This is a genomic window from Hydrogenophaga sp. GW456-12-10-14-TSB4 (genome assembly GCF_059424305.1).
This window is the reverse complement of sequence record NZ_JBWKZH010000050.1, coordinates 1-26,806: the sequence shown is the minus strand read 5'-3', so window position 1 is coordinate 26,806 and position 26,806 is coordinate 1. Positions and strand designations below refer to the sequence as shown.

Genomic DNA, 26,806 nt, shown 5'->3' with positions numbered 1-26,806 from the left:
GCCCGAGGGGGAACATTCAGGAGGTTTCGGTGATGGCGCCGTCGGCGGCCACCTTGAGGTTCGGGTTCTTCGGCCCGCCGGGCACGATCACGCCCATGGACACGATGTAGGTCAGCGCTTCGTCCACGCTCATCTGCAGCTCGACGCAGGCGCTGCGGCGCACCATGGCGAAGTAGCCGCCGGTCGGGTTGGGCGTGGTGGGCACGTAGACGCTGAAAAACTCATCGTGCTCGGCACCGCCGGGCATGGACTGCAGATGGGTCAGCACGTCGCCGGCCGGCGAGCCGGTGAGAAAAGCGATGGTCCACATGCCTTCGTGCGGCCACTGCACCAGCAAGGCCTTGCGAAAGGCGTTGCCTTTCTCGGAAAACAGCGTGTCGGAGACCTGCTTGACGCCCGAATAGATGGAGCGCACCACCGGAATGCGGTGCAGCAGGGCGTGCCACCAGCTCACCAGCTTGTTGCCGATGATGTTGGAGGCCAGCGCGCCGATGGAGAGCACGACCACGAGCGCGAACAGCACGCCCAGGCCGGGGATGTGCACCCCGAGCAGCTGATCGGGCTGCCAGCTCGTGGGCAGGATGCGCAAGGTCTGGTCGAGCGTGGTGACCACCCACTCCAGCACCCAGAGGGTGATGATCAGGGGCACCAGGACCAGAAGGCCCGAGAACAGCCATTTGCGCAAGGAGGGCATCAGGAAGCGCTCAGGTGGAGCTGGCCGGCGGGCTGGCCGGAGCCGCCGGCGCGGGTGCAGCGGCAGGCGCCGGGGCGGCGGATGCAGGTGCGGCGGCGGGTGCGCCCGCTGCGTCGCCCGTTGAAGCAGGCGCGGGCGCGGCGGTCTTGTTGCCTTCGCGGAAATCGGTCACGTACCAGCCGGAGCCCTTGAGCTGGAAACCGGCCGCGGTCAGCTGCTTCTTGAAGCTGGCCTGGCCGCAGGCCGGACACACACTGAGCGGCTCGTCGGAGATTTTCTGCAGCACGTCCTTGGCATGGCCGCAGGACTCGCACTTGTAGGCATAAATAGGCATGGCGTGGACCTGAATGAGGGCGGGAGCGCCAGGGGGTGGAAATCGCCCCCGGACGGCGCCGGACGTTCCCGTGCGGGACGTGGAACAAAACCCGTCATTATAAATTGAGGGGGTATCCCCCGTGCGCCGGGTGTCGGCGCCCAGCGGCCCGACCTACCAGAGGCGCACCCGCAGCAGCACCTGCATCAGGATCAGCCCCAGCACGAAGCCCACGCCGCCGTAAATGATGCCCTGCAACAGGCGGTTGGTGCGGCGCTGTTCGGCCACCAGGGTGTCGAGCTCGCGCCGCAGCTCGTGCGGCTTGTGCTGCAGGTAGTCGTGCAGCAGGCGCGGCAGAGCCGGCAACAGCTTCGCGTAGTGCGGGGCCTCGGCCTTGAGCTGCTGCAGCAGCTTCTGCGGGCCGACCTGCTCCACCATCCACTTCTCCAGGAAGGGCTTGGCCGTGCTCCAGAGGTCGAGCTCGGGGTCGAGCTGGCGCCCCAGGCCCTCGATGTTGAGCAGGGTTTTCTGCAGAAGCACCAGCTGGGGCTGGATCTCCACCTGGAAGCGGCGCGAGGTCTGGAACAGGCGCATGAGCACCATGCCCAGCGAGATTTCCTTCAGGGGCCGGTCGAAATAGGGTTCGCACACCGCGCGGATCGCCGATTCGAGCTCGTCCACCCGCGTTTCCGCGGGCACCCAGCCCGATTCGATGTGCAACTCGGCCACGCGCTTGTAGTCGCGCCGGAAAAAGGCGGTGAAGTTCTGCGCCAGGTACTCCTTGTCGAACTCAGTGAGCGTGCCCACGATGCCGAAATCGAGCGAGATGTAACGCCCGAAGGTGTCCGGCGCGGTGCTGACCTGGATGTTGCCGGGGTGCATGTCGGCGTGGAAGAAGCCATCGCGGAACACCTGGGTGAAGAAGATGGTGACGCCGTCGCGCGCCAGCTTGGGGATGTCCACGCCCTGGGCGCGCAGCGCCTCGACGCGGTTGATGGGCGTGCCGTCCATGCGCTCCATCACCATCACCTCGGTGTGGCAGTAGTCCCAGAGCATTTCCGGGATCAGCACCAGGTCCAGACCCTGCATGTTGCGGCGCAGCTGGGCGGCGTTGGCGGCTTCGCGCAGCAGGTCCAGCTCGTCGTGCAGGTATTTGTCGAACTCGGCGACCACCTCGCGCGGCTTGAGGCGCTTGCCGTCGGCCGAGAGCCGTTCGACCCAGCCGGCCATCATGCGCATGAGGCTGAGGTCCTTGTCGATCACCGGCCGCATGTTCGGGCGCAGCACTTTCACCGCGACCTCGCGCCCGCCGTGGCGGCCGTCCAGCAGGGTGGCGAAATGCACCTGAGCCACGGAGGCACTGGCCACCGGCACCTGCTCGAAGTGGGAGAAGACCGAGGACAGGGGCTTGCCGAAGGCGCGCTCGATGCTGGCGACCGCGACCTCGCTGGGGAACGGTGGCACCCGGTCCTGCAGGCGTGCAAGTTCGTCGGCGATGTCGGGCGGCAACAGGTCGCGCCGCGTCGACAGCACCTGGCCGAACTTCACGAAGATCGGGCCCAGGCGCTCCAGGGCCTCGCGCAGGCGGGCGCCGCGCGGCGCATCCAGGTTGCGGCCGATGGAGACGATGCGGGTGAGCAGGCGGATGGCCGGGCGCTCGAAGCTGGAGAGCACCAGCTCGTCCAGCCCGTAGCGCAACACCACCCAGACGATGAAGGCGCCGCGGAAGAGCCGGCTCATGCCGCGGTTCCGTCGGCGCGCGGAGGCACCGACGCATCGCCATCCGGGGTCGCGCGTGCCGCGCGGCCGGCCGGCAGGCGCTCGACAAAGGCCTTGACCGCCTGGGCCGCCGACTGGGCGAAACGCGCCAGCGTGTGGGCAGGCGCATCACCGACGATGCGGGACAGGTCTTCCTCCACGTCCCAACGCACGTTGTCCACCAGCCAGGCCACCTCGGCGGCCAGCTGCACGTCGCCCTGGATGTCCACGCCCGGCTTCTGGCCGGCCAGCACGCTCTGGGCCAACGCCAGGGGAGAACGCTGGGTGAGCGTGACGCTCAGTTCGGGTGCTGCGCCGGGAGCGCAGCGCTCCAGCAGGCCGGCGGCGGTGGGCGCGAGCGTGAGGTGGAAATCGCCCCACTGGACGCGCACGGGCTTGCCCTTCTGGCGGCGCAGGCGGTCCTGGGCCGCTTTTTCCTGGATCAGCACGTGGTTGAGGAACAGCACCACGCGGTTCTGCAGCTCGTCGACCATCCACTCGGGCGGACGGATCGCGCCGAGCAGCGATTCCAGGAAGTTCGTGGGAGCGGCGGCCGCACCGGCCCCGGAAGAAGAATCGGGTGGTTCATTTTTCATGACCACCCGATTTTGACGGATAAAGCGCGAGGCACGGCGTGAGCGTGCATCGGGCGGGCTGCGACAGCCCTGTTCGGCGCCTACTGCAGCGCTTGCACGCCAGCCACCAGCCAGCCGCCGGGGCCGTTCTTGGGCCGGGTGATGTTCCAGACTTCGCGGAACGGGTTCGGGCCGGCCGACGCGTCCTCGCGGATGAGGCCGGAGAACTCGACGCTGGCCATGTACTCGCCCTGCAGTTCCTCGATACCGAGCAGCTGTGCGTCCAGCATCACGACCTCGGTCTTGTTGGCGCCGCCGCGGGCCTGCTCACGCTCGGCCAGCTGGTGGCGGATCTCCTCGAGCATGCTGTCGGTCATCATCGCGCGCAGCGCAGGGATGTCGGAACGGTCCCAGGCGTCCTGCAGGCTCACGAAGTTGGCCTTGGAGGCCTTGAGGAAACCTTCGGCATCAAAACCCGCCGGAACGCCCCAGCTCTGGCTGCCGCCAAGGGCCGAACCGATCATGGAGCCGCCCGAGGGGCGGTGGGCGTGGTCCAGCGCCGCCGGGCCGCTGCGCTCCCAGGGCCGGGCGGAGGCGTCGTTGCCGACGTTCTGCGGGCTGTAGCTGCGCGGCGTGGCCGGTTCGTACTGGGAGTGGCCGGTCGCGCCGGCACCCTGGTACGCCATGCCACCCGCCTGGGCGGCGGGCGCGCGTCGTCGCATCACCATGCCGATCACCGCCATGACCACCATGGCCAGCAGCGCGAACAGCAGAACCTGGCCGAAGGCCTCGCCCAGGCCCAGCGAAGAAGCCAGCCAGGCCAGGCCCAGACCCGCAGCCAGACCGCCGAGCATGGCACCCCAGGGCCGCTTGGGCGCTGCCGCCGCAGCGGGCGTGGCGGTTGCCGGACGGGCCGCCGCCGCGTTCTGAGCCGGCGCCTGTTGCGGCGTGGCCTGCTGGGACGGCGGCGCGCTGTTGCGCTGCGTCACATTGCCCGACTGCTTGCCGAACGACATGCCACCGCCCATGCGCTTGGCCCACACATCCTGGGTGCCCAGCGCCATCGCGAACACCAGCAACACCGACCACAACTTGTTCATGCCTTTGCCTCCTTCAAACAACAGAAAACCCTAAAAACCACTTCAACACTTGATGCCCATGTGCAAGGCCACCACCCCAGCGCTGAGGTTGTGCACGTCCACATGGCCGAATCCGGCCGAGCGCATCATCTGTCTCAACGCTTCCTGCCCCGGGTGCATGCGGATGGACTCGGCCAGGTAGCGATAGCTGCTCTCGTCGTTGGCCACCAGCTTGCCCAGTTTGGGCAACACGTTGAACGAATACCAGTCATAAGCCTTCTCGAGCGGTTTCGCCACCCGGGAAAACTCCAGCACCAGCAATTTGCCCCCCGGCTTGAGGGTCCGATGCATTTCGGCCAGTGCAAGTTCCTTGTGCGTCATGTTGCGCAGGCCGAAAGCCACCGAAACGAAGTCGAACGACTCGCTGGCGAACGGCAGCTTCTCGGCGTCGCACACCAGGGTGGGCAGCACCACGCCCAGGTCCAGCAGGCGCGAACGGCCCTCGCGCAGCATGGCTTCGTTGATGTCGGTGTGCACCACGCGGCCGGTGGGCCCGACCTTGCGGGCAAAGGCCAGCGAGAGGTCGCCCGTGCCGCCAGCGATGTCGAGCACCTGCTGGCCCGGTTGCGGATTCGCCACAGTGAGGGTGTAGCGCTTCCAGAGGCGGTGCAGCCCAGCCGACATGAGGTCGTTCATCACGTCGTACTTGGGCGCGACCGAATCGAACACGCTGCGCACGCGCTGCGCCTTCTCGCCTTCGTCGACGGTCTTGAATCCGAAATGGGTGGAGGCCATGTGAAATTTCCTCGCTTCAGTGGCTGCCGCAGGCGTGACCGCCTTTGTCTGGCATGGGGGCGTCGCGCTCCACGCCAGCGGCCTGCAGGCGTTCAAGGTACTCGGTCCACAGGTCGGCCTGCTTCGAGCCCAGGAAGTACAGGTAGTCCCAGGAGAAGATGCCGGAGCTGTGGCCGTCGGAGAAGGTGGGCTGCACCGCGTAGTTGCCGACCGGCTCCAGCGCCACCACGCCCACTTCGCGCTTGCCGGTCTGCAGCACCTCCTGGCCCTTGCCATGGCCCTGCACCTCGGCCGAAGGGGAGTAGACCCGCATCAGCTCGAAGGGAATCCGGAACTCGCTGCCGTCGGAAAAGCCGATCTCCAGCACCCGCGACTGCTGGTGCAGGGTGATCGACTGCGGTGAAGGGGTGTTCTTGTCGAGGCCGGCCATGAAAGTCTCCGTTATCGGGCGCGTCAGACGAGCACGCGCTCGATGCCGCCTTCGTTGGCCTTGGCGACGTACGCGGGCAGCCACTCTTCGCCCAGGATCTGGCGCGCCATCTCCACCACGATGTAATCGGCTTCCAGCAGCCCGCTCTTGAGGTCGTCGCCATAGCGGCTCAGGCCTTGCAGGCAGCTCGGGCACGAGGTGAGGATCTTGACGTTGTCGTTCGCGCCCACAGTGCCCGCGGCGCGCAGCGCGGCTTCGCCCTTCTGGATTTCCTCTTCCTTGCGGAAGCGGACCTGGGTGGAGATGTCGGGCCGGGTCACGCCCAGCGTGCCCGACTCGCCGCAGCAGCGCTTGCTCTCCAGCACGTTGTCTCCCACCAGCGCCTTGACCGTCTTCATCGGCTCCTGCAGCTTCATCGGCGTGTGGCAGGGGTCGTGGTACAGGTAGCCGCCCTGCCCGGCCGGCAGGGTGATGCCCTTTTCCAGCAGGTACTCGTGGATGTCGATGATGCGGCAGCCCGGGAAGATCTGGTCGAACTCGTAACCCTGCAGCTGGTCGTAGCAGGTGCCGCAGCTCACCACCACGGTCTTGATGTCCAGGTAGTTGAGCGTGTTGGCCACCCGGTGGAACAGCACCCGGTTGTCGGTGATCATCTTCTCGGCCTTGTCGAACTGGCCGCTGCCGCGCTGCGGATAGCCGCAGCAGAGGTAGCCCGGCGGCAGCACGGTCTGCACGCCGGCGTGCCAGAGCATGGCCTGCGTGGCCAGGCCCACCTGCGAGAACAGGCGCTCCGAGCCGCAGCCGGGGAAGTAGAACACCGCTTCCGTCTCGGCCGTGGTGGCCGAGGGGTTGCGGATGATGGGCACGTAGTCCTTGTCTTCGATGTCCAACAGCGCGCGGGCGGTCTTCTTGGGCAGGCCACCCGGCATCTTCTTGTTGATGAAGTGGATCACCTGCTCCTTGATCGGCGCCGGGCCCAGGGTGGCCGGGGGCGCACCGGTCTGCTTGCGCGCGAGGCGCTTGAGCAGGTCGTTGGCCAGGCGCTGGGCCTTGAAGCCCGCGCCCACCATGGCGCCGCGCACGAACTTGATGGTCTCGGGGTTGGTCGCGTTCAGGAAGAACATGGCCGCCGCGTTGCCGGGGCGGAAGCTCTTCTGGCCCATCTTGCGCAACAGGTTGCGCATGTTCATGGTCACGTCGCCGAAGTCGATCTTGACCGGGCAGGGGCTCAGGCACTTGTGGCAGACCGTGCAGTGGTCGGCCACGTCCTCGAACTCTTCCCAATGCTTGATGCTGATGCCGCGGCGGGTCTGCTCCTCGTACAGGAAGGCCTCGACCAGCAGCGAGGTGGCCAGGATCTTGTTGCGCGGCGAATAGAGCAGGTTGGCGCGCGGCACGTGTGTGGCGCACACCGGCTTGCACTTGCCGCAGCGCAGGCAGTCCTTGACGCTGTCGGCGATGGCGCCGATCTCGCTGCGCTGCATGATGATCGACTCGTGCCCCATCAGGCCGAAGCTGGGCGTGTAGGCGTTGGACAGGTCGGCGCTGCGCAGGCTGGCGTCGCCGGCCGGGCCCTGGCGCAGCAGCTTGCCCTTGTTGAAGCGGCCTTCGGGGTCGACCCGCTGCTTGTAGTCCGCGAAGGGCTGCAGTTCCTCGTCGGTGAGGAATTCCAGCTTGGTGATGCCGATGCCGTGCTCGCCCGAGATCACACCGTCGAGGTGCCGCGCCAGCACCATGATGCGCGCCACGGCCTCGTGCGCGGTCTGCAGCATCTCGTAGTCGTCGCTGTTGACGGGGATGTTGGTGTGCACGTTGCCGTCACCGGCGTGCATGTGCAGAGCCACCCACACGCGGCCCTTGAGCACGCGCTGGTGAATGGCGGTGCATTCGGCCAGCAGGGGGCCGAAGGCCGCACCGGTGAAGATGGCCTGCAGCGGCGCGCGGATCTGCGTCTTCCAGCTCGCCCGCAGGCGGTGGTCCTGCAGTTGCGGGAACAGCGCGTCCACGTCGCTCAGCCAGCCGGCCCAGAGGGCGCGCACCTCACGCACCAGGGCCAGGGCCTGCTGCACACGGTCTTCCAGCAGCTCGGCGCTGGGGATGTCGCTGGCGTCGTCGGTCTTGCCCAGCGGCAGGTTGCCACGGGCGAAGAAGGCTTCGAGTGCGTCGGCCAGCTTGATCTTGTTGCGCAGCGACAGCTCGATGTTGATGCGTTCGATGCCTTCGGTGTACTCGCCCATGCGCGGCAGCGGAATCACCACGTCTTCGTTGATCTTGAAGGCGTTGGTGTGCCGGCTGATGGCCGCCGTGCGCTTGCGGTCCAGCCAGAACTTCTTGCGCGCCTCGGCGCTGATGGCCACGAAGCCCTCGCCGCTGCGCGAGTTCGCCAGTCGGATGACCTCGCTGGTGGCGCGCGCCACGGCGTCGGCGTCGTCGCCCACGATGTCGCCGATCAGCACCATCTTGGGCAGGGTGCCGCGCTTGCTCTTGGTGGCGTAGCCCACGGCTTTCAGGTAACGGTCGTCGAGGTGCTCCAGGCCCGCCAGGATGGCGCCGCCCGGGCGCTTCATCTCGCCGAACATGAAGTCCTTGATGTCCACGATGGACGGCACGCAGTCCTTGGGATTGCCGAAGAACTCCAGGCAGACGGTGCGCACGTGGTCGGGCATGCGGTGAACCACCCAGCGCGCGCTGGTGATCAGGCCGTCGCAGCCTTCCTTCTGGATGCCCGGCAGGCCGCTGAGGAACTTGTCGGTCACGTCCTTGCCCAGGCCTTCCTTGCGGAAGGTCTTGCCCGGGATCACCAGCTGCTCGGTGCGCACCGGCGTCTTGCCGTCGGCCTCGAAGTACTGGAGCTCGAAGGTGGCGACCTCGGCGTCGTGGATCTTGCCCAGGTTGTGGTCCAGCCGGGTGACTTCCAGCCACTGGGCCTGCGGCGTGACCATGCGCCACGACACCAGGTTGTCCAGCGCCGTGCCCCACAGCACGGCTTTCTTGCCGCCTGCGTTCATGGCGATGTTGCCGCCGATGCACGAGGCCTCGGCCGAGGTCGGGTCCACTGCGAACACGTGGCCCGCGCGGTCGGCGGCGTCGGACACGCGCTGGGTCACCACGCCGGCTTCGGTCCAGACGGTGGGCAGCGGCTTGTCGTGCCCTGGCACCTTCACCCATTCCACCTCGGTCATGGCCTCGAGCTTCTCGGTGTTGATCACCGCGCTCTTCCAGGTCAGCGGAATCGCACCGCCCGTGTAGCCGGTGCCGCCTCCCCGCGGAATGATGGTCAGCCCGAGTTCGACACAGCCCTTGACCAGCCGGGCCATCTCCGCCTCGGTGTCCGGCGTGAGCACCACGAAGGGGTATTCCACGCGCCAGTCGGTCGCGTCGGTCACGTGCGAGACGCGCGACAGGCCGTCGAACTTGATGTTGTCCTTGGCCGTCAGACGGCGCAGGGCCTTGGTGGCGCGCTGGCGCAGCGCGGCCATGTCCTGGAACGAGCGGGCAAACTGGTCGACCGCCGCGCGGGCCGCCGTGAGCAGTTCGGCCACCAGGCCGTCGCGCACCGCGTCGTCGTTCGGTGTGCGGCGCTTCTGCACCTCGGCCAGCCGGTGGTGCAAGGCGTCCACCAGCTGCTGGCGCCGCTTGGGGCTGTCGAGCAGGTCGTCCTGCAGGTAGGGGTTGCGCTGCACGACCCAGATGTCACCGAGCACCTCGTACAGCATGCGGGCCGAACGGCCGGTGCGGCGCTCCCCTCTCAACTCATCCAGCAAGCCCCAGGCGCGCTCACCGAGCAAGCGCAGCACGATTTCACGATCCGAGAAGGAGGTGTAGTTGTAAGGGATCTCGCGCAAACGTGGCGCATCGTCGGTGGCGGTGGCGAGCAACGAAAGCGGTGTGGGTGCGTTCATGTGTGTGGCAGTCGCCAGCATGACAGTAAAGAACCCAGAATGGTACCGCAGCGCAACATACACCCACCCCCCCTGTGGAAACCCCTGTTGTCACACCCGGGAAACGCATGTGCAATGGTTTTGACATACGGAAACCCTACCCTAGCCCCTCCGGTTTCCGATCACCCCCTCAAGGAGCAACCCCCATGCACAAGCGTTTTCTCCCCATGACCGGCGCCCTGGCGCTCGCCGCACTCCTGAGCGGCCCGGTCCATGCCCAGGCGCCGACCGAGATCCAGTGGTGGCATTCGATGAGCGCCGCGCTGGGCGAATGGGTCAATGACCTGGCCAAGCAGTACAACGCCAGCCAGTCCCAGTACAAGGTGGTGCCCACGTACAAGGGCACCTACGACGAGTCCATGACGGGCGCGATCGCCGCCTTCCGCGCGGGCAACGCGCCTCACATCCTGCAGGTGTTCGAGGTCGGCACCGCCACCATGATGGCCAGCAAGGGCGCCATCGTGCCCGCGGCCAAGGTGCTGAACGACGCGGGCTTCAAGTTCGACCCGACCGAGTACGTGTCGGCCGTGGCGGGTTACTACACCGCGCCCAACGGCCAGATGCTGAGCTACCCGCTCAACAGCTCGACCACCATCTTCTATTACAACAAGGACGCCTTCAAGAAGGCTGGCCTGGACCCCGAAAAGGCGCCCAAGACCTGGCCGGACGTGTTCGCCGCCGCCTCCAAACTCAAGGCCAGCGGCCACGCCTGCCCCTTCACCACCAGCTGGATCAGCTGGACGCAGCTGGAGAGCTTCTCGCTCTGGCACAACACGCTGTTCGCTTCCAAGAACAACGGTTTCGACGGCAACGACGCGCAACTGCTGATCAACACGCCGCTGCACGTGCGCCATTTCGAGAACCTGGCCAAGGCGTCCAAGGAAGGCAGCTTTGTCTACAAGGGCCGCGGCAACGCGCCCGATGCCTCGTTCCCCTCAGGCGAATGCGCCATGATCACCGGCTCGTCGGGCCTGTACGCCCGCGTGTCCAAGGACGCCAAGTTCGCCTACGGCATCTCCACCCTGCCCTACTACGCCGATGTCAAGGGCGCGCCGCAGAACACCGCCATCGGCGGTGCCAGCCTGTGGGTGATGGCCGGCAAGAAACCGGCGGAGTACAAGGGCGTCGCCGACTTCCTGAACTTCCTGAACGACACCCGCGTGCAGGCCGCCAGCCACCAGCGCACCGGCTACCTGCCGGTGACCACGGGCGCGTACAGGCTGACGGATGCCTCCGGCTTCTACAACAAGAACCCCGGCACCGACGTGGCCGTCACGCAGATGATCCGCAAGGCCACCGACAAGTCGCGCGGCATCCGCCTGGGCAACTTCGTGCAGATCCGCACCATCATCGACGAGGAAACCGAGCAGATCTGGGCCGGTAAGAAGTCGCCCAAGGAAGCGCTGGACACCGCCGTGGTCCGGGGCAACGAGCAACTGGTCCGTTTTGCCCGCGCCAACAAGTAAATTCCGATCAGAAGCCCGATGATGCCCACCGAACCCCTGGTGAGGCATCGATAACCCGCCGCTCTGCAGACCACCCGGTTTGCACAGGGGCGGGTTGTCTTTTTGAAAGACCGAGAAAGACTGGACATGGAAAAGCGCGTTCTGTTTCGCTCTTCGTGGCTGCCCTGGGCCTTGCTGGCGCCGCAGCTGGCGATCATCAGCATCTTCTTTTTCTGGCCGGCGGGCCAGGCGCTGGTGCAATCGTTCCAGGTGCAGGACTCGTTCGGCTTCTCGAAGGAGTGGGTGGGTCTGGAGAACTTCAGAAACCTGTTCAACGACCCGAGCTACCTGGCCTCGTTCAAGACCACCGCCTTCTTCTCCGTGATGGTCGCCGGCTTCGGCATCGGCATTTCGCTGGTGCTGGCCATCTTCGCCGACCGCATCGTCAAAGGCGCGCTCGGCTACAAGACCGCGCTGCTGCTGCCTTACGCGGTGGCGCCGGCGGTGGCCGGTGTGCTCTGGATGTTCATGTTCTCCCCCTCGCTCGGCGTGGTGGCCTACATGCTGCGCCAATCCGGGTTCAACTGGAACCACATGCTCAATTCCGACCATGCAATGACGCTGATCGTGATCGCGGCGGTGTGGAAGCAGATCTCGTACAACTTCCTGTTCTTCCTCGCGGGCTTGCAGTCGATCCCCAAATCGCTGATCGAGGCCGCGGCCATCGACGGTGCCGGCCCCTGGCGCCGGTTCTGGAGCATCCAGTTTCCGCTGCTGTCACCCACCACCTTCTTCCTGCTGGTGATCAACGTGGTGTACGCCTTCTTCGACACCTTCGCCATCGTGGACGCGACCACGCAGGGCGGCCCGGGGCGCGACACCGCGATCCTGGTCTACAAGGTCTACCACGACGGCTTCAAGGCCATGGACATGGGTGGTTCGGCCGCGCAGTCGGTGGTGCTGATGGTGATCGTCATCGTGCTCACGGTGATCCAGTTCCGCTACGTCGAGAAGAAAGTGCAGTACTGACATGGTTGAACGCAGTCCCTACCTGACGCTGCTGTCGCACCTGATCCTGGTGCTGGGCGTGCTCATCGTCGGCTTTCCGCTGTACCTGGCCTTCGTGGCATCCACCCACACCGCACAGGACATCGTGCAGGCCCCCATGCCCCTGCTGCCCGGCAGCAACTTCTGGCAGACGTACCGCGACACCCTGTTCGGCGGCGGCAGCGGCCCGGGCTCCAGCGCGCCGGTGGCGCGCATGATGTGGGTGAGCCTGGTCACGGCCCTCGTCATCACCTTCGGCAAGATCGCCATCTCGCTGCTATCGGCCTTCGCCATCGTCTACTTCCGCTTCCCGTTCAAGGGCATCTGCTTCTGGCTGATCTTCATCACGCTGATGCTGCCGGTGGAGGTGCGCATCGGCCCCACCTACCAGGTGGTGTCCGACCTGGGCATGCTCAACACCTACGCGGGCCTGACCGTCCCGCTGATCGCCTCGGCCACCGCCACCTTCCTGTTCCGGCAGTTCTTCCTGACCGTGCCGGACGAACTCGTGGAAGCCGCGCGGGTGGACGGCGCCGGCCCGATGCGCTTCTTCAAGGACATCCTGGTGCCCCTGTCGCGCACCTCGATCGCTGCGCTGTTCGTGATCCAGTTCATCTACGGCTGGAACCAGTACCTGTGGCCGCTGCTGGTCACCACCTCGGAAGAGATGTACCCGGTGGTGATCGGGATCAAGCGCATGATCGCGGGCGGCGACGCCGGCAACGAATGGAACATCGTGATGGCGACCGCACTGCTGGCCATGCTGCCGCCGGCGGTGGTGGTGATCCTCATGCAGCGCTGGTTCGTCAAGGGCCTCGTGGACACCGAGAAGTAACAACAACCCGACCGCAACAAGACCATGGCCTCTCTTTCACTTCGCGACATCGTCAAGCGCTACGGCAGCGGCCCCAAGGCCAATCAGGTCATCCACGGGGTGAATGCCGAGATCCAGGATGGCGAGTTCGTCGTCATCGTCGGCCCCTCGGGCTGCGGCAAATCCACCCTGCTGCGCATGGTGGCGGGACTGGAGGAGATCTCCGGCGGCGAATTGCGCATCGGCGACCGCGTGGTCAACAACCTGGAGCCGGCCCAGCGCGACATCGCGATGGTGTTCCAGAACTACGCGCTCTACCCGCACATGACGAACTTCGACAACATGGCCTACGGCCTGAAGATCGCCAAGGTGCCCAAGGAGGAAATCCGGGCGCGCGTGGACAAGGCCGCCAAGATCCTCGAACTCGGCCACCTGCTCGAGCGCAAGCCGCGCGAACTCTCGGGCGGCCAGCGCCAGCGCGTGGCCATGGGCCGTGCCATCGTGCGCCAGCCGCAGGTGTTCCTGTTCGACGAACCGCTGTCCAACCTGGACGCCAAGCTGCGCGCACAGACCCGGCTGGAGATCCAGAAGCTGCACCGCGAGCTGGGCATCACCTCGCTGTTCGTCACCCATGACCAGGTGGAGGCCATGACCCTGGCCGAACGCATGATCGTCATGAACGCCGGCAACATGGAGCAATTCGGCACGCCCGAAGAGGTCTACACGCGCCCCGCCACCACCTTCGTGGCCAGTTTCATCGGCTCGCCGCCCATGAACCTGCTCAAGCACGCGCCGGGGGGCCGCGCCGGCAGCATCCTGGGCATCCGCCCGGAGCACATCGACATCGGCAACGAGGGCTGGACCCTGAAGGTCGAGACGGTGGAGCTGCTCGGCGCCGAGCGCCTGGTCCACACCCGCCTGGGGGATGAAGCGATGATCATCCGCACCCACGAAGACCAGGGTGCCCCCGCGATCGGCAGCACCATTCATGCGAAGCCGCGCGAGGATCGCCTGCACTGGTTCGACGCCGAGACCGGCCGGCGGCAATGAGCCAGGGCACGTCACCGCCCCCCTGGCCCTATCCGCGCTGGGTGGCCCACCGCGGCGCCGGCAAGCTGGCGCCCGAAAACACGCTGGCCGCGTTCCGCCTCGGTGCATCGCACGGCTACCGCATGTACGAATGCGACGCCAAGCTCAGCGCCGATGGCGTGGTGTTCCTGCTGCACGACGCCTCCCTGGAGCGCACCACGAACGGCCAGGGCGTGGCAGGCGAACGGCCCTGGGCCCAGCTGAGCCAGCTCGACGCCGGCGGCTGGCACTCGCGCGCGTTCGCGGGCGAACCCCTGGCGACCCTGGAGGCCGTGGCCCGCCACTGCCAGGCGCAAGGCCACTGGCTCAACATCGAGATCAAACCCACGCCCGGCACCGAGCGGGCCACGGGACGCGCCGTGGCCGAGGCGGCCGCGCGGCTCTGGGCCGGCGACAGGGAGCGCGCGCCCTTCCTCACCTCGTTCCAGCCAGATGCCCTTCAGGGCTCGCGGGACAGCGCGCCCCACTTGCCGCGCGGGCTGTTGCTTGACACGCTGCGGGAGGGCTGGCGCGACATGGCGCAATCACTGGGCTGCGTGGCGGTCGTGTGCAACCACGCTTTATGGGACGCCGCCACCGTGGCGCAGGCACGCGATGCCGGCCTGCGCACCCTGGCCTATACCGTGAACGACGAATGGGCCGTGCAGAGGCTGCTGGATCTGGGCCTGGACGGCATCATCACCGACCGGGTCGACCTGTTCCCACCCGGCCGCTGAAGCGGGCGCTCAGCGCTTGCGGTGCAGCCACCAGGCCAGGGTGCCCTGCACGAACACCAGGGCGGCGTAGGTGGCCATCTTCCCGTCACGGCCGAAAACCACCAGCCCGGCCAGCAGGACCACCACACCGGCCACGACCAGCATGAAGGCCTCCAGGCCGGCGCCTTTCGCGGCGCGGCCGGCGCGACGAAAACGCGGCACCGTCCACAGCACCAGGGCCAGAAAAACGGCGGGAGCGATGAAGCCGGCGACGTGCACCAAAAAGGCCAGTGGCGTCATTCGGGACAGGTTGCGGCATGCATAAGGGTTCAATTTTATAATCACCCCCATGTCTGTCTGGGCCCTCGGCATCAACCACAACACGGCTCCGCTCGATCTGCGGGGCCGTTTTGCGTTCGCGCTCGACCAGATCCAGCCCACCTTGCACGGTTACCGCCAGAGTCTGGCGCGCCAGCCCGAGGCCACTTTGCTGTCCACCTGCAACCGCACCGAGCTCTACGGCGCGGGCGACCAGTCGGCGGTGGACCCCACCCTGGACTGGCTGGCGCAGACCGGCGGCGTGAGCGGCCAGGTGCTGCGCGACCATGCCTACATCCTGCGCGACGACCAGGCCGCCCGCCATGCCTTCCGCGTGGCCAGTGGCCTGGACAGCATGGTGCTGGGCGAGGCACAGATCCTCGGCCAGATGAAGGACGCGGTGCGCGCCGCCAGCGACGCCGGCGCCCTGGGCTCCACCCTGCACCAGCTGTTCCAGCGTTCGTTCGCCGTCGCCAAAGAGGTGCGCAGCTCCACCGAAATCGGCGCCCATTCCATCAGCATGACCGCCGCCGCCGTGCGGCTGGCGTCGCAGCTGTTCGAGGACCTGCGCGACATCCGGGTGCTGTTTGTCGGTGCGGGCGAGATGATCGAGCTCGCCGCCACCCACTTCGCGGCCAAGACGCCCAAGGGCATGGCGATCGCCAACCGCACGCTGGAGCGCGGCGAAAAGCTCGCCAGCCGTTTCGGCGCGCAGGTGATGCGGCTGGCCGACGTGCCCGACCGCCTGCACGAGTTCGACGCCGTCATCAGCTGCACCGCCAGCACGCTGCCCATCATCGGCCTGGGCGCCGTGGAACGCGCGCTCAAGAAGCGGCGCCACCGCCCCATGTTCATGGTCGATCTGGCCGTGCCGCGCGACATCGAGGTCGAGGTCAAGGCCCTGCCCGATGTGTACCTCTACACCGTGGACGACCTCGCCACCGTGGTGCAGACCGGCAAGGAGCACCGCCAGGCCGCCGTGGCGCAGGCCGAAGCCATCATCGACGCCGGCGTGCTCAGCTTCATGCACTGGATGGAGCAGCGCGACCCGGCCCACGGCGTGGTGCCACTGATCCAGCAGATCAACGCCCAGGCCGACGAGTGGCGCGCCGTCGAAATGGCGCGTGCGCGCCGCCTGCTGGCCAAGGGCGAGCCGGTCGAGGCCGTGCTGGAAGCGCTTTCGCGCGGCCTCACGCAGAAAATGCTGCACGGCACCCTGGCCGAACTGCACACCGGCGACAGCGCCACGCGCGCCGCCACCGCGCACACCGTCTCGCGGCTGTTCCTGCGCGACGAGCCGCCCAAACCTCCGCGCAACGCGCAAAACTAGCTGACCGGGCCCGCTCACGGCGTCGCGGGCCTGCGCCCGTGCCGGCGTGCCGGGCCTTCGCTCCACCATGAAACCCTTTGTCCGTGACACCCTGCTGCGCCAGCGAGCCCGCCTGCACGAGCTCGATGCGCTCCTGTCCGCGCCCGATGTCGTCGACCAGCTGGACCGCTTTCGCGCGCTGAGCCGCGAACACGCCGAGGCCACCACCGTGGTCGAGGTGTTCAACCGCTACCTCCAGCGCGAGGCCGATCTGGCCACGGCGCGGGAGATGCTCGGCGATCCCGACATGGCCGAGATGGCGCAGGAGGAAATCCAGAGCGCCGAGGCCGACATGGCGCAGCTGGACACCGAACTGCAGCAACTCCTGCTGCCCAAGGACCCGGACGACGAGCGCAACGCCTTTGTCGAAATCCGGGCCGGCACGGGCGGCGACGAGTCGGCCCTGTTCGCCGGCGACCTGGCCCGCCTGTACACGCGCTACGCCGAAAAACAGCGCTGGCAGGTGGAGACGGTGAGCGAGTCGCCCAGCGAGCTCGGCGGCTACAAGGAAGTGGTGTTGCGCATCGCCGGCCCCGGTGCCTACGGCCGGCTGCGTTTCGAGTCCGGCGGCCACCGCGTGCAACGCGTGCCCGCCACCGAGACCCAGGGCCGCATCCACACCAGCGCGGCCACCGTGGCCGTGATGCCCGAGCCCGACGAAACCCAGGCGGTGCAGCTCAACCCGAGCGAGCTGCGCATCGACACCTTCCGGGCCAGCGGCGCGGGCGGCCAGCACATCAACAAGACCGATTCCGCCGTGCGCGTGACCCACCTGCCCACCGGCATCACCGCCGAATGCCAGGACGGCCGCTCGCAGCACAGCAACAAGGCCAAGGCGCTGCAGGTGCTCACCGCGCGCCTCCAGGAAAAAGAGCGCAGCGAACGCGCGGCCACCGAAGCCGCCACCCGCAAGGGCCTGATCGGCAGCGGCGACCGCAGCGACCGCATCCGCACGTACAACTTCCCGCAGGGCCGGCTGACCGACCACCGCATCAACCTCACGCTGTACAAGGTGCTGCAGGTGATGGAGGGCGACCTGGACGAGGTGATCCACGCACTGCAGGTCGCGCGCGGCGTCGAGCTGCTGGCCGAACTCGAACAACGCAACGGCGCATGAACACCACGCTGCGCGAGGCCCTGGCGAATCTGCAGCGCGACGGCCTGGACCGGATCGACGCGCAGATGCTGCTGCTGCTGGCCCAGCAGCGCAGCCCCCACGACCGTGCCTGGCTGCTGGCGCACGACGGCGACACGATAGACGCCGAGGCGACGGCCCGCCTTGCGGCCCTGGTGCAGCGCCGGCAACGCGGCGAGCCCATGGCCTACCTGCGCGGCGATCAGGAATTCTTCGGCCTCACCCTGCAGGTGGATCCCCGCGTGCTCGTGCCACGACCCGACACCGAAACCCTGGTGACCTGGGCGCTGGGCGTGCTGGACGGTCTGCCTGCCGGCGCTCGCGTGCTCGACCTGGGCACCGGCAGCGGTGCCATCGCGCTGGCCCTCAAGGCCCAGCGGCCGGCCACCGTGGTCTCGGCCACGGATGCCAGCCCCGATGCGCTGGCCGTCGCCGGTGCGAACGCCGATCGGCTGGGGCTGGCGGTGGATTTCCACCTCGGGAACTGGCTCGCCGCCGTGCCGGCACAGCGCTTCGACCTGATCGCCAGCAACCCACCCTACATCGCCGAAGGCGACGCCCATCTTGCGGCGCTCGGCCATGAGCCCGGCTCGGCGCTCACCGCCGGCCCCGATGGTCTGGACGACATCCGGGCCCTGGTTGTCACCGCACCCGCCGCCCTGAATCCGGGCGGCTGGCTGCTGCTGGAGCACGGCCACGATCAGGCTGGCGCCGTGCGTGCGCTGCTTCAGGCGGCGGGCTTCGAGCAGATCGGCAGCCGCACCGACCTCGCGGGCATTGAGCGCTGCAGCGGCGGCCAGTGGCCGCAGCGGCGATAATGCCAACCGTTTCCGGGTCTCTCCAGACCCTTCCGCAGAAGGACTTTCAGCCATGAGCGACGCGCAAAACCGAATCGACCAGCTGGTCAAATCCCACGACATCGTGTTGTTCATGAAGGGCAGCGCGAGCTTCCCCATGTGCGGCTTCTCCGGCCGCGCGATCCAGATCCTCAAGGCCTGCGGCGTGGACACCCGGGCGCTGACCACGGTCAACGTGCTCGAGGACGACGGCATCCGCCAGGGCATCAAGGAATACAGCAACTGGCCCACCATCCCGCAGCTCTACGTCAAGGGCGAATTCATCGGCGGCTCGGACATCATGATGGAGATGTACCAGTCCGGTGAACTGCAGCAGGTCATCAACGGCGAAGCCTGATCCGTTTCTCTTGCACCAGCCAGGGCCACCTTCGGGTGGCCTTGTCGTTTCTGGTGCGCGATTTCGCACACCTCGTGCCCATGCTTCGGTATGCGGTGCCTTTGCCGGGCATTTCTGCATTGAGGTCGGGCATGTTGTGTGCTTGAATGAAATCGCCACCGAACCTCAAGGAGAATCGCATGAGCTCTCGCAGCCTGGTCGCTTCACCCTCCCTCGGTCTGCCCATCGCCCAGATGCGCAGCGTGTTCAGCGCCGACGACGTCGAGCGCAAACTGGCCCACCTTCAGGCCAGCGGCAACGAACGCGACTACGAAAGCCTTCGCAACACCTGGCAGCGCATGCTGGAACGCGGCCCGCAGCGCTTCGCGGTCAAGCCTTCGGGTGTGCCCGACATGGCCCCGCTCTACGACCTGCTGCCCAATTTTGTCGAGGTGCTGGACGACGTGAAGCGCCACGTGGCGCTGAGCCAGGACAGCCGGGACAGCCTGGAGGTCACCCCCATCCTCCTCCTGGGCCCGCCCGGCGTCGGCAAGACCCATTTCGCGCGCCAGCTTGCTGACCTGCTCGGCACCAGCATGAGCCTGGTGCCCATGAGCTCCATGACGGCCGGCTGGTTGCTGTCGGGTTCGTCCTCGCAATGGAAGGGCGCCAAGCCCGGCAAGGTGTTCGAGGCGCTGGTGGACGGGCAGTACGCCAACCCGGTGATCGTGGTGGACGAGATCGACAAGGCCGCCGCGGACGCGCAGTACGACCCGCTGGGCGCGCTCTACAGCCTGCTGGAACACGACACGGCGCAGAGCTTCGTCGACGAGTTCGCAGAAGTGCCGATCGACGCCAGCCAGGTGATCTGGGTCACCACGGCCAACCACGAGCGCGGCATCCCGGAACCCATCATGAACCGCATGAACGTGTACGAGATCGCACCGCCTTCGCCCGAGGCCGCGCGCAAGATCGCGGCCCATCTGTACCGGGGCATCCTGGGCGAGCACGACTGGGGCCAGCGCTTCGATCCCGAACCGGCCAACGATGTGCTGGATGTGCTGGCGACGCTCGCGCCGCGGGAAATGCGCCGGGCGCTCGTCACGGGCTTCGGCAATGCGCGGCTGGACAACCGCTACCGCATCGAGCCCGAGGACTTGCCACGTGTGGGGGCGGGCAAGAGCCGCATCGGCTTCATGCAGTAAGCGGTCGCGGCGCGCTCAGGCGTCAGGGTGGGCCCAGTTCCTGGCAGCGGCATAGACCGCGTTGGGGTACTCGGCCCGGCCCCGGCTGCCGTTGTAGCGACCCAACGCCAGAAAGGTGTCGCCGCGCTCGCGGTCCAGGTAGTGGCGCAGGATCACGCAGCCGAACCGCAGGTTGGTCTGCATGTTGAAGAGCCGGCTGGCGTCACCATCGCCGATCAGGCGCGACCAGAACGGCATGATCTGCATGTAGCCCCGCGCGCCCACGCGCGAAATGGCGAACTTGCGGAAGGCGCTCTCGACCTGCACCAGCCCGAGCACCAGGGTGGTGTCCAGCCCCGCACGGCGGGTCTCGTACCAGAGGGTCTGCAGAAACTCGATGCGGGTCTGGAAGTCCGGCTTGCGGCGCTGCAGCCGGTCGCTGGACGCGCCCAGCCAGCGCAGGTAGGCGAGGCGTTTTTCCAGGTCGGCGAATTCGGGCACGGGCGGCGCGCTGTTGGCGATCGCGGCGCTCAAGGCGCCGCGCACCGAATCGGCCAGCGGCTCTTCCAGCTGGCCTCCGCCATGCGCAGCCGGCGCCAAGGAGCCCAGGCCCAGCGCGCCGGCGGCCAGCAGGCAGTCGCGGCGCGACCAGACCAGCGGCTTCATGCGCCCAGCTTGCCCTTCAGCAGCGACACCACATCGCCCACCGCCACCTGGGTGGCGGCGGCATCACGGCGGTGCTGGTACTCGACCTGCCCGGCCTTGAGGCCGCGGTCACCGATGGTGACGCGGTGCGGCACACCGATGAGCTCCCAGTCCGCAAACATGGCACCGGGGCGCTCGCCCCGGTCGTCCAGGATCACGTCCACCCCGGCGGCCAGCAACTCACCGTACAACTGTTCGGCGGCGGCCTTCACCTCCGGGCTGCGGTCCATGCCGATGGGGCAGACCACCACCGTGAACGGCGCCAGCGCGTCCGGCCAGATGATGCCGCGCTCGTCATGGTTCTGCTCGATGGCGGCCGCCGGCAGGCGCGTGATGCCGATGCCGTAACAGCCCATCTCGAAATGCGCGGGCTTGCCGTCTTCACCCAGGAAGGTGGCGTTCATGGCCTTGCTGTACTTGGTGCCCAGGTAGAACACATGGCCGACCTCGATGCCACGCTCGATGGCAAGCACACCCTTGCCATCGGGTGAGGCGTCGCCCTCGACCACGTTGCGCAGGTCCGCCACCAGGGTGGGCTCGGGCAGATCGCGCCCCCAGTTCACGCCGGTCATGTGGAAGTCGGGCTCGTTGGCACCGCAGATCCAGTCGGCCAGCACGGCCACTTCGCGGTCGACCACCAGGTTCACAGGCTTCTTCAGGCCGATCGGGCCCAGATAACCCGGCTTGCAGCCGAAGTGCGTGTCGATCTCGGCACCGGTGGCGAAACGGAAGCCGGCGTTGAGCCCCGGCACCTTGGCCACCTTGACCTCGTTCATGTCGTGGTCCCCGCGCAGCAGCAACAGCCAGACCTGGCTCTTCACGATCTCGCCCGCTTCGTTGAGCTCATCGGTCGCCAGCACCAGCGACTTCACCGTGGTGGCCAGCGGCACGCCCAGCAGCGTGGCCACGTCGGCGCAGGTGGCCTTGCCGGGCGTGGGCGTCTTGGCCATGGGGTTGGCCGCGGCGGGGCGCGGCCCCGCCGGCGCCAGCGCCTCGGCTTTTTCCATGTTGGCGGCATAGTCGCTCGCCGGGCAGTAGACGATGGCGTCTTCCCCCGTGGCAGCAATCACCTGGAACTCCTCACTCAGGTCACCACCGATGGCGCCGCTGTCCGCCGCCACCGCGCGGTAGCGCAGACCGAAGCGATCGAAGATGCGGCGGTAGGCACCAGCCATCACCTGGTAACTCAGCTTGGCGGTCGATTCGTCCCGGTCAAAGCTGTAGGCGTCCTTCATGATGAATTCGCGGCCCCGCATGAGGCCAAAGCGCGGGCGCCGCTCATCGCGGAACTTTGTCTGGATCTGGTACAGGTTCTTGGGCAGCTGCTTGTAGCTGCGGAAATCCTGGCGTGCAATGTCAGTGACCACTTCCTCACTGGTGGGTTGCACGACGAAGTCGCGGTCGTGGCGGTCCTTGATGCGCAGCAGCTCGGCCCCCATCTTGTCAAAGCGCCCGGTTTCCTGCCAGTACTCCGCCGGCTGGATCACCGGCATGGTGAGTTCCACCGAGCCAGCGCGGTTCATTTCTTCGCGCACGATGGCCTCGACCTTGTGGATCACGCGCAGGCCCATCGGCATGTAGCTGTAGATGCCCGCGCCGAGCTTCTTGATCATGCCGGCGCGCGTCATCAGCTGGTGGCTGACGACTTCCGCGTCGGCCGGGGCTTCCTTGAGGGTGGAAATCAGGAACTGGGAGGCTTTCATGGGCGAGCTGGGTTCTGCCGCGAGGCAGTGTTGCGATTCATCGGGATGTGGGAACCGGAGAACGGCGCGTCCGGCGACCGGGGCGGCCCACCTGCGCCCGGAGGTGCAACAGGTGTGTGATCACTTCGCAACTTGCATGCCGCGATGCATAATGAACACAGTTTAAAAATTTGGGGTTGATTATGCTTGACAGAGAAGGCTTCAGGCCCAATGTCGGCATCATTCTGCTCAACCAGCGGAACCAGGTGTTCTGGGGCAAACGCATCCGCTCACACTCCTGGCAGTTTCCGCAAGGTGGCATCGACAGAGGCGAGACACCTGAGCAGGCGATGTACCGCGAATTGCATGAAGAAGTGGGGCTCATGCCCGAACACGTGAGCATTGTCGCGCGCACGCGGGATTGGTTGCGCTACGAAGTGCCCGACCGCTTCATCCGTCGCGATGCGCGTGGTCACTACAAGGGGCAGAAACAGATCTGGTACCTGCTGCGTCTGGTAGCCCAGGACTGGAACCTGAACCTGCGCGCGACGAACCACCCCGAGTTCGACGCCTGGCGCTGGCACGACTACTGGGTGCCGCTGGACGTGGTGGTGGAGTTCAAGCGGGGCGTCTATGAAATGGCGCTCACCGAACTCTCCCGCTACCTGCCCAAGAACGACAGCCGCAACCGCTACCTGCGTGGCGGCTCGCGGCACCGCCACGAAGACCCCCCGGAGCCCTCGAACCTGTCGGCGGCCCCTCCGGGCCTGGAGTTGCCGCCCGGCGCCAGCTTCGACCCCGACCCGCAAAGCGGCTCTCGCGCTGCGCACATCGAACACAAATGACCTCTTTCCGCCACCGGTTGCCGCGATGTCTGCCCATCGCGGTCGCCGCGATTTCGCTTCTCTCCTTCAACCTGCCAGCGCAAGCACAGCTTCGGGATGCCGACCCTGACGCGCCACCATGGCAGGAAGCCACGGTCGCGCCGCCACCCAAGTTCAGCACCGATCAACTGCAAGCCTTCGAGGTGTCGGTGGGATCGGCGCTGAGTTATGGCATCGACCCCAAGACCCTGAGCGTGGGCGAAGACGGTGTGGTGCGCTATGTGATGGTCGCCCGCAGCTCCAGCGGGGCGCTCAACGTGCTCTACCAGGGCGTGCGCTGCCAGACCGGTGAGGTCAAGACCTACGGACGCTGGAACAACAACGCGGCCAGCTGGAACGTCAACGCCAAGGAAGAATGGCAACCGCTGTCATTTGCCGGCTTCACCCGCCCGGCCATGATCTTGGCCCGGCAAGGCATCTGCGAAGGTCGGACCGTCAACGGCAACCCGCAGAAAATCCTGCACACGCTCAAGAACGGGCGCCCTGACACGCGCTGAGCGCGCCAGGCGCCCGGTTTTTATCCGCGCGCCAGCACCAGGTTGTCGCGGTGGATCATTTCAGGCTCGGCCACGTAGCCCAGCAGACGCTCGAAATCCTGCGATGACTTGCGGCAGATGAGCCGGGCCTCGCTGCTCGCGTAGTTGGCCAGTCCGCGCGCCACTTCGACCCCACGCGCATCGCGCACGGCGATCACGTCCCCGCGAGAGAACTCACCATCGACGCCGGTCATGCCGATGGGCAGCAGGCTTTTGCCCTCCCCCACGATCTTGCCCACCGCGCCGTCGTCCACCACGACAGCGCCGCGCAGTTGCAGGTGGTCGGAGATCCAGCGCTTGCGCGCCTGGTGTTTGGGTGTCTGGGCCACAAGGCAGGTGCCGATGGGTTCGCCCGCCGTCAGGCGCAGCAGCACATCGGGCTCACGCCCCCAGGCGATCACCGTGGAGGCCCCGGAACCGGCGGCCCGCTTGGCGGCCAGGATCTTCGTGATCATCCCGCCCTTGCCGATGCCGCTGCCCGCGCCGCCCGCCATGGCTTCCAGGCGCGGATCGCCCGCGCGGGCCACATGAACGAACTCGGCGGACGGGTCGCGCCGTGGATCGGCGGTGTACAGGCCCTTCTGGTCGGTCAGAATCACGAGCACGTCGGCTTCCACCAGGTTGGCCACCAGGGCACCCAGGGTGTCGTTGTCGCCGAACTTGATCTCATCGTTGACGACCGTGTCGTTCTCATTGATCACCGGCACCACACCCAGCTGCAACAAGGTCAGCAGGGTCGAACGGGCATTGAGGTATCGCTCGCGGTCGGCCAGGTCGGCGTGCGTGAGCAGCACCTGCGCGCTGCCGACGCCACAACCCCGCAGCTTGGTTTCGTACATCTGCACGAGGCCCATCTGCCCCACGGCCGCCGCGGCCTGAAGCTCGTTGATTTCCTTGGGCCGCGAGGTCCAGCCCAGGCGTTTCATGCCCTCGGCCACCGCGCCGCTGCTGACCATGATGACTTCGCGCCCCTGTTGCACCAGAGCCGCCAGTTGCTGGCTCCATTGCCCGATGGCTTCCTCATCCAGACCACGGCCCTCGTTGGTCACGAGGCTGGAGCCCACCTTGATGACAATGCGCCGGGCCGTCTTGAACACGGCCGCCGGGGCCATGCCATGCACGTTCACTGAATCAACGGTCGGTGGGGTCGAGGCGATGTCCATGGGCGAGCCGGGGCGAAATCAGGGGGTATCAGGGCCATTCACAAAACGGGGATCCACGTCCACGGGCGCCTGCATCGATTGATGCACCTGGGCGATGTGCTGGTAGATCTTCTGCACCAGCAGTTCGCAACCCTCGCGCGTGAGAGCGGAAATCTCGAAGACGGGACCTTTGTACTTCAGGCGTTTCACGATGTCCTTGACCCGGGCTTCCCGCTCCTCGGCCGGCACCATGTCCAGCTTGTTGAGCACGAGCCAACGGGGCTTGTCGTACAGCTTCTGATCGAATTTCTTCAGCTCGGCCACGATGGCCTTGGCTTGCGCGACGGGATCGACTCCTTCATCGAAAGGTGCCACATCCAGCATGTGCAGCAACAGGCGCGTGCGTTGCAGATGCCGCAGGAACTGGTGCCCCAGGCCTGCGCCTTCCGAGGCCCCTTCGATCAGGCCCGGCACATCGGCCACCACGAAGCTCTTCTCCGGCCCCACGCGAACCACACCCAGGTTGGGATGCAAGGTGGTGAAAGGGTAGTCGGCGATCTTCGGGCGCGCGTTGGAAATGGCGGCAATCAGGGTCGACTTGCCCGCGTTGGGCATGCCGAGCAAGCCCACGTCGGCCAGCACCTTGAGCTCCAGCTTCAGGCTGCGCTTTTCACCCGGCCAGCCGGGCGTCTTCTGGCGCGGCGCCCGGTTGGTCGAACTCTTGTAGTGCATGTTGCCGAAGCCGCCATCCCCGCCTTTGGCGATGGTCACCTGCTCACCGGGCTGCAGCAGCTCGAACAGCACATCCCCGGTTTCGGCGTCTGCAATGATGGTGCCCACGGGCATCTTGAGCACGATGTCGTCGCCCTTGACGCCGAACATGTCCGACCCTTTGCCATGCTCACCGCGATGCGCCTCGAAGCGGCGGGTGAACCGGAAGTCCACCAGGGTGTTCAGGCTGGCATCGGCCACGGCATACACGTGGCCGCCACGGCCCCCGTCGCCCCCGTCAGGCCCCCCGAACTCTTTGTACTTCTCATGCCGGAAAGATGCGCAGCCATTGCCGCCATCGCCCGCAGCGACATCGATCGTGGCTTCGTCCACAAATTTCATGACATGTTTTCCAGGGAAGGAACCCGCAAATTGAGAGCCAAACAAAAAGCCCGCACAGGCGGGCCTTCTGCATTCAACGGATCACCTGTGCCCCACCGCACTGCACCGATCTCTCAATCCTGCAGCGCCGGGGCCCGCGCCATCAGACGGGGGTGATGCTGACGACGTGACGGTTCAGCGCGCCTTTGACGGCGAAACTCACGTGGCCATCGACCGTTGCAAAAATGGTGTGGTCCTTGCCCACGCCGACGTTCATGCCGGGGTGGAACTTGGTGCCGCGCTGACGCACGATGATCGAGCCGGCACTGACCAGCTCACCACCAAACGCCTTCACACCGAGCATCTTGGGCTTGGAATCGCGCCCGTTACGCGTTGAGCCGCCGCCTTTTTTCTGTGCCATGTTGACTTACTCCTCAGGCTGCGATCGATGCAATCTGCAGTTCGGTGAAATTCTGACGGTGCCCTTGGCGCTTCTGGTAGTGCTTGCGACGGCGCATCTTGAAGATGCTGACCTTCTCGTGCCTGCCGTGGGCCAACACCGTGACCGTGACCGTTGCGCCGGAAACCAAGGGAGTGCCAACCTTGATTTCGGTGCCGTTGCCGACAGCCAGAACCTGGTCAAACACGATCTCTTGGCCCACATCCGCAGCAATCTGTTCTACTTTAATTTTTTCGCCAGCAGCAACACGATACTGTTTGCCACCGGTTTTTATGACCGCGTACATATGAACCTCTTTAAAAATTCCACGAATGGAAGTCAGCGGACCCAATTCCACTGAGCCATAGATTTTAGCATGTGCTCGAAAAACCGGCAAGCTGCCGGCTTTCGACCAAGGCAGACCGGGACACGGTTCCTATAATCCCCACGCCCTCCCCCACCGCATCAGCTC

General features: G+C 66.5%; 27 protein-coding genes. 12 read left to right on the top strand and 15 right to left on the bottom strand.

Annotation, left to right across the window (positions count from 1 at the left end):
- Positions 1-16: 16 nt before the first annotated feature.
- The 8 genes from AC07ZS_RS21425 to AC07ZS_RS21390 form a co-directional block, all read right to left on the bottom strand.
- Positions 17-694, bottom strand: coding sequence for a DUF502 domain-containing protein (locus AC07ZS_RS21425; protein ID WP_494800551.1), 678 nt, complete (start codon positions 692-694; stop codon positions 17-19).
- A 10-nt stretch (positions 695-704) separates the two neighbouring features.
- On the bottom strand, positions 705-1,028 hold the full coding sequence (locus AC07ZS_RS21420; RefSeq protein ID WP_494800550.1) for an FmdB family zinc ribbon protein: 324 nt from the start codon (positions 1,026-1,028) through the stop codon (positions 705-707).
- A gap of 153 nt (positions 1,029-1,181) precedes the next feature.
- Positions 1,182-2,747, bottom strand: coding sequence for a ubiquinone biosynthesis regulatory protein kinase UbiB (gene ubiB / locus AC07ZS_RS21415; RefSeq protein ID WP_494800549.1), 1,566 nt, complete (start codon positions 2,745-2,747; stop codon positions 1,182-1,184).
- Positions 2,744-3,361, bottom strand: coding sequence for a ubiquinone biosynthesis accessory factor UbiJ (locus tag AC07ZS_RS21410; RefSeq protein ID WP_494800548.1), 618 nt, complete (start codon positions 3,359-3,361; stop codon positions 2,744-2,746). Before AC07ZS_RS21410 ends, ubiB begins: the two co-directional genes overlap by 4 nt.
- An 80-nt stretch (positions 3,362-3,441) precedes the next feature.
- Positions 3,442-4,440, bottom strand: a complete 999-nt coding sequence (locus AC07ZS_RS21405) for a Tim44 domain-containing protein (RefSeq protein WP_494800547.1) — start codon at positions 4,438-4,440, stop codon at positions 3,442-3,444.
- 42 nt (positions 4,441-4,482) lie between these two features.
- The gene (ubiE, locus tag AC07ZS_RS21400) at positions 4,483-5,214 is read right to left on the bottom strand and encodes a bifunctional demethylmenaquinone methyltransferase/2-methoxy-6-polyprenyl-1,4-benzoquinol methylase UbiE (protein ID WP_494800546.1); all 732 of its coding nucleotides are present in this window, start codon (positions 5,212-5,214) and stop codon (positions 4,483-4,485) included.
- 16 nt (positions 5,215-5,230) lie between these two features.
- A complete protein-coding gene (locus tag AC07ZS_RS21395) occupies positions 5,231-5,644 on the bottom strand; it encodes a gamma-butyrobetaine hydroxylase family protein (RefSeq protein ID WP_494800545.1) in 414 nt (137 codons plus the stop codon).
- Between the two features lie 23 nt (positions 5,645-5,667).
- Positions 5,668-9,546, bottom strand: a complete 3,879-nt coding sequence (locus tag AC07ZS_RS21390; RefSeq protein ID WP_494800544.1) for a DUF3683 domain-containing protein — start codon at positions 9,544-9,546, stop codon at positions 5,668-5,670.
- 185 nt (positions 9,547-9,731) lie between these two features.
- Between AC07ZS_RS21390 and ugpB the strand changes: the two genes are divergently transcribed.
- The 5 genes from ugpB (at position 9,732) to ugpQ (ending at position 14,696) form a co-directional block, all read left to right on the top strand.
- Entirely contained in the window at positions 9,732-11,051 is a 1,320-nt protein-coding gene (gene ugpB, locus AC07ZS_RS21385; protein ID WP_494800543.1) for a sn-glycerol-3-phosphate ABC transporter substrate-binding protein UgpB, read from the top strand.
- Between the two features lie 126 nt (positions 11,052-11,177).
- Complete coding sequence (ugpA, locus tag AC07ZS_RS21380; protein WP_494800542.1) at positions 11,178-12,059, top strand: sn-glycerol-3-phosphate ABC transporter permease UgpA; 882 nt, start codon at positions 11,178-11,180, stop codon at positions 12,057-12,059.
- Between the two features lies 1 nt (position 12,060).
- Positions 12,061-12,912 (top strand): sn-glycerol-3-phosphate ABC transporter permease UgpE, encoded by an 852-nt coding sequence (ugpE, locus tag AC07ZS_RS21375; protein WP_494800541.1) that lies wholly within the window; start codon positions 12,061-12,063, stop codon positions 12,910-12,912.
- Between the two features lie 24 nt (positions 12,913-12,936).
- The gene (locus AC07ZS_RS21370) at positions 12,937-13,941 is read left to right on the top strand and encodes a sn-glycerol-3-phosphate import ATP-binding protein UgpC (RefSeq protein ID WP_494800540.1); all 1,005 of its coding nucleotides are present in this window, start codon (positions 12,937-12,939) and stop codon (positions 13,939-13,941) included.
- Positions 13,938-14,696 (top strand): glycerophosphodiester phosphodiesterase, encoded by a 759-nt coding sequence (ugpQ, locus tag AC07ZS_RS21365; RefSeq protein ID WP_494800539.1) that lies wholly within the window; start codon positions 13,938-13,940, stop codon positions 14,694-14,696. The genes AC07ZS_RS21370 and ugpQ overlap by 4 nt, the downstream gene beginning before the upstream one ends.
- 9 nt (positions 14,697-14,705) lie before the next feature.
- Here ugpQ and AC07ZS_RS21360 read toward each other — a convergent pair whose 3' ends face one another.
- A complete protein-coding gene (locus AC07ZS_RS21360) occupies positions 14,706-14,975 on the bottom strand; it encodes a hypothetical protein (RefSeq protein ID WP_494800538.1) in 270 nt (89 codons plus the stop codon).
- Between the two features lie 49 nt (positions 14,976-15,024).
- Between AC07ZS_RS21360 and hemA the strand changes: the two genes are divergently transcribed.
- From hemA to AC07ZS_RS21335, 5 genes are all read left to right on the top strand, one after another.
- The gene (gene hemA, locus AC07ZS_RS21355) at positions 15,025-16,323 is read left to right on the top strand and encodes a glutamyl-tRNA reductase (RefSeq protein ID WP_494800537.1); all 1,299 of its coding nucleotides are present in this window, start codon (positions 15,025-15,027) and stop codon (positions 16,321-16,323) included.
- A gap of 67 nt (positions 16,324-16,390) precedes the next feature.
- A complete protein-coding gene (gene prfA / locus AC07ZS_RS21350; protein WP_494800536.1) occupies positions 16,391-17,479 on the top strand; it encodes a peptide chain release factor 1 in 1,089 nt (362 codons plus the stop codon).
- Positions 17,476-18,315: a peptide chain release factor N(5)-glutamine methyltransferase gene (prmC, locus tag AC07ZS_RS21345; protein WP_494800535.1), complete on the top strand. Its 840-nt coding sequence runs from the start codon at positions 17,476-17,478 to the stop codon at positions 18,313-18,315. The genes prfA and prmC overlap by 4 nt, the downstream gene beginning before the upstream one ends.
- 52 nt (positions 18,316-18,367) lie before the next feature.
- Positions 18,368-18,691 carry a Grx4 family monothiol glutaredoxin gene (grxD, locus tag AC07ZS_RS21340; protein ID WP_494800534.1) on the top strand — a complete coding sequence of 108 codons (324 nt, stop codon included), beginning with the start codon at positions 18,368-18,370 and terminating at the stop codon, positions 18,689-18,691.
- Positions 18,692-18,870: 179 nt separating this feature from the next.
- Positions 18,871-19,875: an AAA family ATPase gene (locus tag AC07ZS_RS21335; protein WP_494800533.1), complete on the top strand. Its 1,005-nt coding sequence runs from the start codon at positions 18,871-18,873 to the stop codon at positions 19,873-19,875.
- 15 nt (positions 19,876-19,890) lie between these two features.
- Here AC07ZS_RS21335 and AC07ZS_RS21330 read toward each other — a convergent pair whose 3' ends face one another.
- Together AC07ZS_RS21330 and AC07ZS_RS21325 are read right to left on the bottom strand one after the other, a co-directional pair.
- Entirely contained in the window at positions 19,891-20,520 is a 630-nt protein-coding gene (locus tag AC07ZS_RS21330) for a lytic transglycosylase domain-containing protein (RefSeq protein WP_494800532.1), read from the bottom strand.
- Complete coding sequence (locus AC07ZS_RS21325; RefSeq protein ID WP_494800531.1) at positions 20,517-22,262, bottom strand: proline--tRNA ligase; 1,746 nt, start codon at positions 22,260-22,262, stop codon at positions 20,517-20,519. The genes AC07ZS_RS21330 and AC07ZS_RS21325 overlap by 4 nt, the downstream gene beginning before the upstream one ends.
- Before the next feature lie 182 nt (positions 22,263-22,444).
- Here AC07ZS_RS21325 and AC07ZS_RS21320 point away from each other — a divergent pair, with 182 nt between their 5' ends.
- A complete protein-coding gene (locus AC07ZS_RS21320; RefSeq protein ID WP_494800530.1) occupies positions 22,445-23,086 on the top strand; it encodes an RNA pyrophosphohydrolase in 642 nt (213 codons plus the stop codon).
- Positions 23,083-23,622, top strand: a complete 540-nt coding sequence (locus AC07ZS_RS21315) for a CNP1-like family protein (RefSeq protein WP_494800529.1) — start codon at positions 23,083-23,085, stop codon at positions 23,620-23,622. Before AC07ZS_RS21320 ends, AC07ZS_RS21315 begins: the two co-directional genes overlap by 4 nt.
- 20 nt (positions 23,623-23,642) lie before the next feature.
- Here the strand turns inward: AC07ZS_RS21315 and proB are convergent, their stop codons facing one another.
- The 4 genes from proB to rplU form a co-directional block, all read right to left on the bottom strand.
- A complete protein-coding gene (gene proB, locus AC07ZS_RS21310) occupies positions 23,643-24,773 on the bottom strand; it encodes a glutamate 5-kinase (RefSeq protein ID WP_494800571.1) in 1,131 nt (376 codons plus the stop codon).
- Positions 24,774-24,842: 69 nt separating this feature from the next.
- Entirely contained in the window at positions 24,843-25,916 is a 1,074-nt protein-coding gene (gene cgtA, locus AC07ZS_RS21305) for an Obg family GTPase CgtA (protein ID WP_494800528.1), read from the bottom strand.
- Between the two features lie 142 nt (positions 25,917-26,058).
- Complete coding sequence (rpmA, locus tag AC07ZS_RS21300) at positions 26,059-26,316, bottom strand: 50S ribosomal protein L27 (RefSeq protein ID WP_494800527.1); 258 nt, start codon at positions 26,314-26,316, stop codon at positions 26,059-26,061.
- A gap of 13 nt (positions 26,317-26,329) precedes the next feature.
- Positions 26,330-26,641, bottom strand: coding sequence for a 50S ribosomal protein L21 (rplU, locus tag AC07ZS_RS21295; RefSeq protein WP_291127953.1), 312 nt, complete (start codon positions 26,639-26,641; stop codon positions 26,330-26,332).
- Positions 26,642-26,806: the final 165 nt, after the last annotated feature.

What these genes read in the sequence shown, in the direction of transcription:
- AC07ZS_RS21425 (WP_494800551.1), bottom strand. Translation starts at nt 694, where the DNA reads ATGCCCTCCTTGCGCAAATGGCTGTTCTCGGGCCTTCTGGTCCTGGTG.
- AC07ZS_RS21420 (WP_494800550.1), bottom strand. Translation starts at nt 1,028, where the DNA reads ATGCCTATTTATGCCTACAAGTGCGAGTCCTGCGGCCATGCCAAGGAC.
- ubiB (WP_494800549.1), bottom strand. Translation starts at nt 2,747, where the DNA reads ATGAGCCGGCTCTTCCGCGGCGCCTTCATCGTCTGGGTGGTGTTGCGC.
- AC07ZS_RS21410 (WP_494800548.1), bottom strand. Translation starts at nt 3,361, where the DNA reads ATGAAAAATGAACCACCCGATTCTTCTTCCGGGGCCGGTGCGGCCGCC.
- AC07ZS_RS21405 (WP_494800547.1), bottom strand. Translation starts at nt 4,440, where the DNA reads ATGAACAAGTTGTGGTCGGTGTTGCTGGTGTTCGCGATGGCGCTGGGC.
- ubiE (WP_494800546.1), bottom strand. Translation starts at nt 5,214, where the DNA reads ATGGCCTCCACCCATTTCGGATTCAAGACCGTCGACGAAGGCGAGAAG.
- AC07ZS_RS21395 (WP_494800545.1), bottom strand. Translation starts at nt 5,644, where the DNA reads ATGGCCGGCCTCGACAAGAACACCCCTTCACCGCAGTCGATCACCCTG.
- AC07ZS_RS21390 (WP_494800544.1), bottom strand. Translation starts at nt 9,546, where the DNA reads ATGAACGCACCCACACCGCTTTCGTTGCTCGCCACCGCCACCGACGAT.
- ugpB (WP_494800543.1), top strand. Translation starts at nt 9,732, where the DNA reads ATGCACAAGCGTTTTCTCCCCATGACCGGCGCCCTGGCGCTCGCCGCA.
- ugpA (WP_494800542.1), top strand. Translation starts at nt 11,178, where the DNA reads ATGGAAAAGCGCGTTCTGTTTCGCTCTTCGTGGCTGCCCTGGGCCTTG.
- ugpE (WP_494800541.1), top strand. Translation starts at nt 12,061, where the DNA reads ATGGTTGAACGCAGTCCCTACCTGACGCTGCTGTCGCACCTGATCCTG.
- AC07ZS_RS21370 (WP_494800540.1), top strand. Translation starts at nt 12,937, where the DNA reads ATGGCCTCTCTTTCACTTCGCGACATCGTCAAGCGCTACGGCAGCGGC.
- ugpQ (WP_494800539.1), top strand. Translation starts at nt 13,938, where the DNA reads ATGAGCCAGGGCACGTCACCGCCCCCCTGGCCCTATCCGCGCTGGGTG.
- AC07ZS_RS21360 (WP_494800538.1), bottom strand. Translation starts at nt 14,975, where the DNA reads ATGACGCCACTGGCCTTTTTGGTGCACGTCGCCGGCTTCATCGCTCCC.
- hemA (WP_494800537.1), top strand. Translation starts at nt 15,025, where the DNA reads ATGTCTGTCTGGGCCCTCGGCATCAACCACAACACGGCTCCGCTCGAT.
- prfA (WP_494800536.1), top strand. Translation starts at nt 16,391, where the DNA reads ATGAAACCCTTTGTCCGTGACACCCTGCTGCGCCAGCGAGCCCGCCTG.
- prmC (WP_494800535.1), top strand. Translation starts at nt 17,476, where the DNA reads ATGAACACCACGCTGCGCGAGGCCCTGGCGAATCTGCAGCGCGACGGC.
- grxD (WP_494800534.1), top strand. Translation starts at nt 18,368, where the DNA reads ATGAGCGACGCGCAAAACCGAATCGACCAGCTGGTCAAATCCCACGAC.
- AC07ZS_RS21335 (WP_494800533.1), top strand. Translation starts at nt 18,871, where the DNA reads ATGAGCTCTCGCAGCCTGGTCGCTTCACCCTCCCTCGGTCTGCCCATC.
- AC07ZS_RS21330 (WP_494800532.1), bottom strand. Translation starts at nt 20,520, where the DNA reads ATGAAGCCGCTGGTCTGGTCGCGCCGCGACTGCCTGCTGGCCGCCGGC.
- AC07ZS_RS21325 (WP_494800531.1), bottom strand. Translation starts at nt 22,262, where the DNA reads ATGAAAGCCTCCCAGTTCCTGATTTCCACCCTCAAGGAAGCCCCGGCC.
- AC07ZS_RS21320 (WP_494800530.1), top strand. Translation starts at nt 22,445, where the DNA reads ATGCTTGACAGAGAAGGCTTCAGGCCCAATGTCGGCATCATTCTGCTC.
- AC07ZS_RS21315 (WP_494800529.1), top strand. Translation starts at nt 23,083, where the DNA reads ATGACCTCTTTCCGCCACCGGTTGCCGCGATGTCTGCCCATCGCGGTC.
- proB (WP_494800571.1), bottom strand. Translation starts at nt 24,773, where the DNA reads ATGGCCCCGGCGGCCGTGTTCAAGACGGCCCGGCGCATTGTCATCAAG.
- cgtA (WP_494800528.1), bottom strand. Translation starts at nt 25,916, where the DNA reads ATGAAATTTGTGGACGAAGCCACGATCGATGTCGCTGCGGGCGATGGC.
- rpmA (WP_494800527.1), bottom strand. Translation starts at nt 26,316, where the DNA reads ATGGCACAGAAAAAAGGCGGCGGCTCAACGCGTAACGGGCGCGATTCC.
- rplU (WP_291127953.1), bottom strand. Translation starts at nt 26,641, where the DNA reads ATGTACGCGGTCATAAAAACCGGTGGCAAACAGTATCGTGTTGCTGCT.